Here is a 6506-nt window from a genome sequence, read left to right as displayed (position 1 = left end):
GCCGATCTACCAGGAGCTCGCTTCATGCCGAGCCACTACACGCCGTGCTTCATCGCCTTGTGACCATGCGCCTGCCGAGTTCCCGGACGCTCACTTACTTACGTCCGGCGGTGTAACGAACCCAAGCATCCGCTCGGCGCTCCTGCAGCTTCTCGGTAAGCCGGTCTCCGAGTGCCGCGCCCTTTGCGTCCCGACAGCGCAGTGGGGTCACCCGATGTGCGGACCGGCATCGGTGCGGGGCTTCGTGGCCGCCGACCCCGCGCCCGATCGGCAGTACCTGTCCGGCCTCGGCTGGGCTTCGCTCGGTGTCCTCGAGCTCACGGCGCTGCCCAGCATCGACGCAGAACGATGGATTCCCTGGGTCCGGGAGACCGATGTGCTGCTGGTCGACGGCGGCGACGCGACGTACCTGTGTCACTGGATGCGAGAGTCCGGGCTGGCCGATCTGCTGCCCTCGCTTCCCGACACGGTCTGGGTGGGGGTGAGCGCGGGAAGCATGGTGATGACGCCCGGATCGGGGCGTACTTCGTCGAATGGCCGTCGGCGCCGGACGACCGAGCTTTGGGAGTCGTCGACTTCTCGATCTTCCCGCACCTGAACCTCTTCCCCACGAACACCCTGGCCGACGCCGAGCGGTGGGCGGCCGACATCGGCGTCCCGGCCTACGCCATCGACGAACAGACGGCCATCAAGGTCGTTGACGGCTCCGTCGAAGTGGTTTCTGAAGGGCAGTGGACGAAGTTCGGGTGATTGTTACCTCGGCGGCCATCCGGATCTGCCGCGAGTCGCTCGCGATCCATGTTGACTGTGTGTGTTGGGCGGCGTCTTCGTTCACCTGGCCTCAGGACCTGGGACAGGGCCTGTCAGGTCGAGCGGTCGGTACGCGGCGCGATCGGGTCGATGGGTTGGCTCGGGCTGTTCTCGGCCTCGAGCCACTCGGCCACGTTGAACACGCTGCCGCAGATGCTGCAGCTGGCTCGGCCGAACAGGTACGTGAGGCCTTCGGCGAGCGTGGTCACGCCGTCGGCAGAGGCGGTGTCGTGCATCCACCGGCCAATCCCGGTCAGATCCTGGGGGTTGACGGGACGGAGCGGGAGGCGGTGGATATCGCCGTCGTTGTAGTCGCGGATCGCCGAGTAGTGACCGTAGTCGCCGATGACGATCGCCAGGCGGGCGGCGCAGTGCGGGCAGCTGAGATGGTAGTGCTCGTCGGTGAAGTCCAGGCTGATCGTGGCCCAGAACGTATAGCCGGCGAACGCGAGCGTGTCCTGCAACTGCGCCACCAGGGCCCGTCCGGTGCAGTCGGCGGTCAGCCGGAGCTGGGCGATGCGGTGTAGCACCGTGAGGGCCTCCGCGCTGGTGCGTACCAGGTCATCGTACTGATGACACCGGTGCAGGGATCGGACGATCGTCCCGGCCAGCTGCATTGCCCGGCCCTGATGCTCGGCGGCGGCGGACAGGGCTAACTCGGCGAGTCTCGGCAGCGCAGCGAAACCGGCTGAGCACCAGCACTCCGCCTCGACGATGAGCCGCCGCTCGATCTCGTCCCACGCTGCGGCGGCCGGCCGGCGTTCAATGCGGTCGAGCAGCCTGCCAATCGTTACGCCAGAACCACCCGAGATGTCCTGCACCGATCCCCAATCGATCACGAAATGATCCAACACCATTGCTTTGGATTGGGGATGCGCAGATCTGCCGCCGTTCGTGCCTATCGCGTCGCCGGCTTCTACGGCTGTCAGCGATGGGCACGTTAGCTCGTGGGCGGGCGTTCACACCATCCCGCTCGGCGCTGCTCTCGCTGAACTCAGGCCCGCGGTCGATCTCCGGGTTCGCGCTTGGACGGGACCGGTGGGTATCGCCGCGTAGGATGTGCCGGTGCAGCGGATCGAGGTGACCGGCGAGGGCATCACGGTGACGTTGGTGACCGAGCCGCTGGTTTCTCACCGTGGCCGTGGTCCGCAAGGCCCGGGCCGCTACCGGGCTGGAGGAGTGATCGCGGTGACCAGTGTCGAGCGCGACGAGCGTTTGCCGAACAGGTCCCGGGCGTAGACGGCGTATGTGTACTCCGTCGAGCCCTTGAGCCCGGTCAGCGTCACGTCGGGGCCGTAGGTCGAGACGACGCGGGTCTCCGCCGTGCCGTTGACGGCCACCACCTGGTACGTCGTGCCGCCGAGCCCGCCGGGTCGGCGCTGCCACGTCAGGCGGACGCTGTTTGCGGTCACGTTGGCCACGGACAGCTGCTGCGGTGTGCGGTTCTTGGGGTCGGTCGTGAGTGACACCGGCCGTACCGCGTTGCGGAAGATTGTGGCTTCTCGCGTGTCTGTCGTCAGACCGTTAGGCCCGTTGATGAACCGTCTGCCCCACGCCGTGCGGCTGTTGGCGTCGAAGTTGTTCACCATGTCCAGATTTCTGTTCCTGCCGTCGTTGCCGCTCCACGACCACCCGAGGTAGCCCAGCTCGCGCGCCTGCGCATAGGCCATGATCGCGTCCGCGTCCGGGTCACCAAACTCGTGCTCGAGGGCGAACTCGCCGATGACGATCGGCAGGCGGCGCGTGACGAACGAACTCAGATAGCTGTTGACCTTGGCTGCGGTGCCGAACCTGCCGTACATGTGGATGTCGAAGACGGTGTTGCCGGTGGGGTCGGCGGCGACCACCTTCTCGGCGTTGTCCCGCATGATGAACGACTCGTCCTGGCCCCAGCCGGGGGCGTCGACCATCAGCGCGTGCTTGAACCCGGCGGCGCGCAGCTCGCGGATCGCGCCTGCGGTCTGCTCCACCCAGGGCCACGTGGGGCCGTTGCCGAACGGCTCGCCGGCAACGTTGATGATGATGTGGTCTTCCTGGCCCACCAGCACGTCACGCATGCTCAGCCAGAACTTGACCGCCTGGTCGATCGTCGCGGCCTTCTTTTCCTCGCCGAATCCCGCGGTGTCTTGCGCGTCGAGGATGCAGATCAGGCGGTTCTGCCGGCAGTCCTCGACCACGTTCGCCACCTCGTCGGGCATGGCCTCCCGGAACTGGTACCCGAAGCCGAGCGGTACCCGTACCGCGTTCGCGCCGGCGGCCTTGATCGCGGCGAACGAGTCGCTCTTGTCCGGGTACCATATGACGTCGTAATTGACGCCGCGCAGCACAAGGTCGCTGCCGTTGGCCTCGACGAGCCGACCATCGCGGACCTGGATACCGGTGCCCGGCTTCTCCTGTGGGTCCGCCTCGACAGGCATGCGCAAGGCGACCAGCCCGAGCATTCCGGTCAGCAGGAGCGCGACCACCAACACGGACCTCACGCCTCGTGCGGCTACCCGTACCAGCCGCTCGTATCCACACCGGCGGGGGTGACCCGTTGCCGTGCCGGTGCGTATCTCAGAGTTGGGTAGGCCACCGGGTCGTATCGTTGACCATGCCCGTGGCTCTTCTATTGTGATGATCCTGCTTCGACAACAGAGATGATCAACGATGAGCCGCAGGCCCTCACCACCGGGTCACGTGCTCACCCGAGCCCACTCCCCCGCACTCGAATCCAGGTGAAGTTCGAAGAGCCGTGATGATGGGACCTTCATGGATGAGAAGGATTTCTGGGTACGGCTGGAGTTCCGCATCTGCACAGAGTTCGAAGGCTTCGAAGACAAGCACCTCCGCTGGTACGGATGTGACGGCCTCGTTGCTGAGGAGTACGACCTGCTCGGTGCGGAGCCGTGCGTCCGTGGCCAGGCCTGGTGTGGACCCGGCGGGCAGGAATCTTGGACCTTCGTGTTGCTCGTCGATCCTGGTACGCGGTCGCGGGATGAGATCGACTGGCCGGCGCTGCTTCCCGGCGCGCGAAAAACGGGTTGGCTGACACCCGATCCCCAGAACAAGACCATGGTGATAGATCCGCTGTCCGGCTACCCGGAATGAGCATCCTCATCTACCACATAACGCTCGTCACTCGCTGTTACATCGATCAGGACCGGCTTCCGATAACTGTGCACTCAAAGCATGAACCGCCGATCCCACCACGGCCACGCTTCCGGCAGATGCGGATCCGACACTGTTCGCCGGTGGAACTCATCATCGAGTGGCGCCAGTTGCCGCCTAACCGCTGCCGCTGCCGGCGCGGACAATCTGTCTATCGCCTCCTGGAGCAGAGCGCGGGGATGACGGCCGCAGCAGCCGCACGGTAACGAGATCCGTGTGCGCGGAAGCTTTGCGATGCGACGCCAAGCGGTCAACGCTTCTGCGACTGCCCCCGGCCAAAGGCCGTACCGGGCCCAGTCGTTCGCTGTCCGAAGTTCGATCTGGCTTATCTCGTACTGAGTGCGCCTGTCGAGACCTGGCACGTGAGGCACGTCGTGCCATACCGCTTTGGGGATATGACTCCGCCGAAGAACACTCGGCCGCGTCCGCGACATGGGGCCTTTTTCGTCCGAGGATGCCTGCAGCAGATGATACGTGCTGTTCGCCGCCGACAGCGCCGGCTTGGAGACGAGCCCGGATGACAGCGGCGCCGACCACGGCCGCGCGCCGTACGGCCTCGTCGTTTCGGGCGCCCAGCACCGCCGTTCCACCCGTCGCAATACACGGCCTCAGGCCTCGCCACCACGGCGATGACCATACCGGCCCGTTGCCAGCTGTCAGGGCCGACCGAGAGCGGACCGATACGATGGTTACTGATCTGCGGCGTCTCGGGGTTCGTCGTCCGGCCGTTCTTCGAGCATTTTCACGAGGGCCGAGGCGATGAGGGCCACGGGCCGATCATCGTCGTGGGCCAGTTGCCGCAGGATATTCAGCGCGATGGTTCCCGGCATCTCGGCGAGTGCCTGGGTCAGTCGGATCCGTACCGCCGAGTCCGCGGTGTGCGCGGCGAGTTCATCGACCAGCGCACTCATGATCCGGTCTGCCCATTTCGCGTCCCGCGCCAACGTTCCCAAGAGCTCGCCCGCCTCGACATCGTTCGGGCCCTCGACCACCATGCCGAGGAGCGTCGGCACGGCTCGGGTCACACCCCGTGCACCCAGTGCGAGAGCGGCATGTCTGCGGATCGTCGTGTCCGTGTCCCCGAGCGCGTCCGTGAGCATCGCGGTCGCCTCGTCGTCGGGTAGCTCGGCGAGCGCCAGGACCGCGCGCCGCCGGATGACAACGTCGTCGGAGGCCATGCCGGATGCCAGGATCGCCGCACCACCGTCATCGCCGGCCCGCGCGAGGGCCCACCGTAGGGCCCCGGCGACGTTCGGATCGGATTCGGTGAGGACCGCCCTGGCCAGCAGCTCGGCGGGAACCGACGCGTGCTCGGCCGGGGCCAGGACGGCCTGCTGTCGCCGCGCGGCACTCTGCGAACCGAGTCCGTGCAGGAGCTCGACGATGCGCGCGACGTCCTGCCAGCCGGCGGGCTCGGCCGCATCGACCGTATGGAGCCGCTCGAGGAGCTCGTGCTCCCGGTTCAGTCGTTCTTCAGTCTTTCGGATGAGGTCGCCGACCAGCGCGGACGGGGTGAATCCGGGATCGTCGAGAGTGCGTGCGATCTGACGCAGCGACAGTCCCAGGGACCGTAGACCCTCCACGTAAAGAATCCGCCGGATGTCTTCGGGGGTGTACTCCCGGTAGCCACCCACGGTGCGGCCTGTCGGTCGTACCAGCCCGAGGGAGTCGTAGTGCCTGAGCATCCGGGCGCTCACCCCTGAGCGGCGCGCCACCTCACCGATCAGCACGCAGTTGTCTCCTCCCGCTGCGGACCGAGCGCGACGACCCGTCTCGCCGCATCGACGGCGAGGTCGAACCCGGCATCCGGGTCGCGCAGGAGCCGCTCCGTGGCGCTCGCATGCGCACGCACCGTCGGGTCGTGACGTGTCATCGCCGTTCGCAGGACCGGCTCGACCACGTCACCGAGCGCGACGAGGGCACGGCTCAGACTCAGCCGTACCTCCCGGTCGCCGCGGCCGAATTGCGCGGCCAGTTCCGCGGCCAGCGCTTCCTTCTCCCCGTCGGGCACGAGAACGACCGCAGCACGCCATGCACTCCGCGCGACCTCGTCGTCGGCGTCGTGCAGCAATGACCGCGTGATCGCGGGCCACGCGTTTCTGTCGCCGACCTTGGACAGGGTATGCAACGCCTGGCTACGGGCCTGTGCGCGTCCGGAACGGAGCTCCGCGCGCAGCTTCGGAACCGTGATCTCCGGCGGGAGACGGGTCAGCGCCCACGTGAGCATGTCGCGCACGAAAAAGTCCGGCTCGATCGCGCACCGTGCGATGAGCACATCGACGAAACGGGGCTCGGGATGCGTACCGATTGCCAGGGCCGCCTTCAGCCGCGTCGACGAGTTCCCAGCGGCCAACGCGTCGAGCAGTCGCGTGTCCTGTACATACCTGTGTTCCGAGTTGATGGGGACCACCTCCAACCGCCAGTCAAGGCCTTGTCACAGTGACAATGTCAAGTTCACGGGCGAGACACCGTAGACATCGGCGTACTCTCCGCGACCGGCCCGGCTGCGGCTGTAGGTCGACCCGGATTACTCGAAGGGGCAACCC

5 protein-coding genes and 1 pseudogene are annotated in these 6506 nt (G+C 66.6%); 2 read left to right on the top strand and 4 right to left on the bottom strand.

The window, feature by feature from the left end; all coding sequences use genetic code 11:
- The first annotated feature begins 142 nt into the window (after positions 1 to 142).
- Positions 143 to 750, top strand: a pseudogene (locus tag ACGFI8_RS44540) (Type 1 glutamine amidotransferase-like domain-containing protein).
- A gap of 113 nt (positions 751 to 863) precedes the next feature.
- On the opposite strand, the gene ACGFI8_RS44535 reads toward ACGFI8_RS44540, so the two are convergent.
- Together ACGFI8_RS44535 and ACGFI8_RS44530 are read right to left on the bottom strand one after the other, a co-directional pair.
- On the bottom strand, positions 864 to 1661 hold the full coding sequence (locus tag ACGFI8_RS44535) for a hypothetical protein (RefSeq protein WP_392814274.1): 798 nt from the start codon (positions 1659 to 1661) through the stop codon (positions 864 to 866).
- A gap of 312 nt (positions 1662 to 1973) precedes the next feature.
- Entirely contained in the window at positions 1974 to 3290 is a 1317-nt protein-coding gene (locus ACGFI8_RS44530; protein ID WP_392814272.1) for a cellulase family glycosylhydrolase, read from the bottom strand.
- A 271-nt stretch (positions 3291 to 3561) separates the two neighbouring features.
- Here ACGFI8_RS44530 and ACGFI8_RS44525 point away from each other — a divergent pair, with 271 nt between their 5' ends.
- Positions 3562 to 3900, top strand: coding sequence for a hypothetical protein (locus ACGFI8_RS44525; RefSeq protein WP_392814270.1), 339 nt, complete (start codon positions 3562 to 3564; stop codon positions 3898 to 3900).
- 749 nt (positions 3901 to 4649) lie between these two features.
- Here ACGFI8_RS44525 and ACGFI8_RS44520 read toward each other — a convergent pair.
- On the bottom strand, positions 4650 to 5690 hold the full coding sequence (locus ACGFI8_RS44520) for a HEAT repeat domain-containing protein (protein WP_392814268.1): 1041 nt from the start codon (positions 5688 to 5690) through the stop codon (positions 4650 to 4652).
- Entirely contained in the window at positions 5684 to 6370 is a 687-nt protein-coding gene (locus ACGFI8_RS44515; protein WP_392814265.1) for a HEAT repeat domain-containing protein, read from the bottom strand. The genes ACGFI8_RS44520 and ACGFI8_RS44515 overlap by 7 nt, the downstream gene beginning before the upstream one ends.
- Positions 6371 to 6506: the final 136 nt, after the last annotated feature.

The sequence above is a fragment of the Dactylosporangium sp. NPDC048998 genome (genome assembly GCF_043197855.1).
GTDB lineage: Bacteria > Actinomycetota > Actinomycetes > Mycobacteriales > Micromonosporaceae > Dactylosporangium.
The sequence above is the reverse complement of the archived record's forward strand: the minus strand, read 5'-3'. Positions and strand labels throughout refer to the sequence as shown.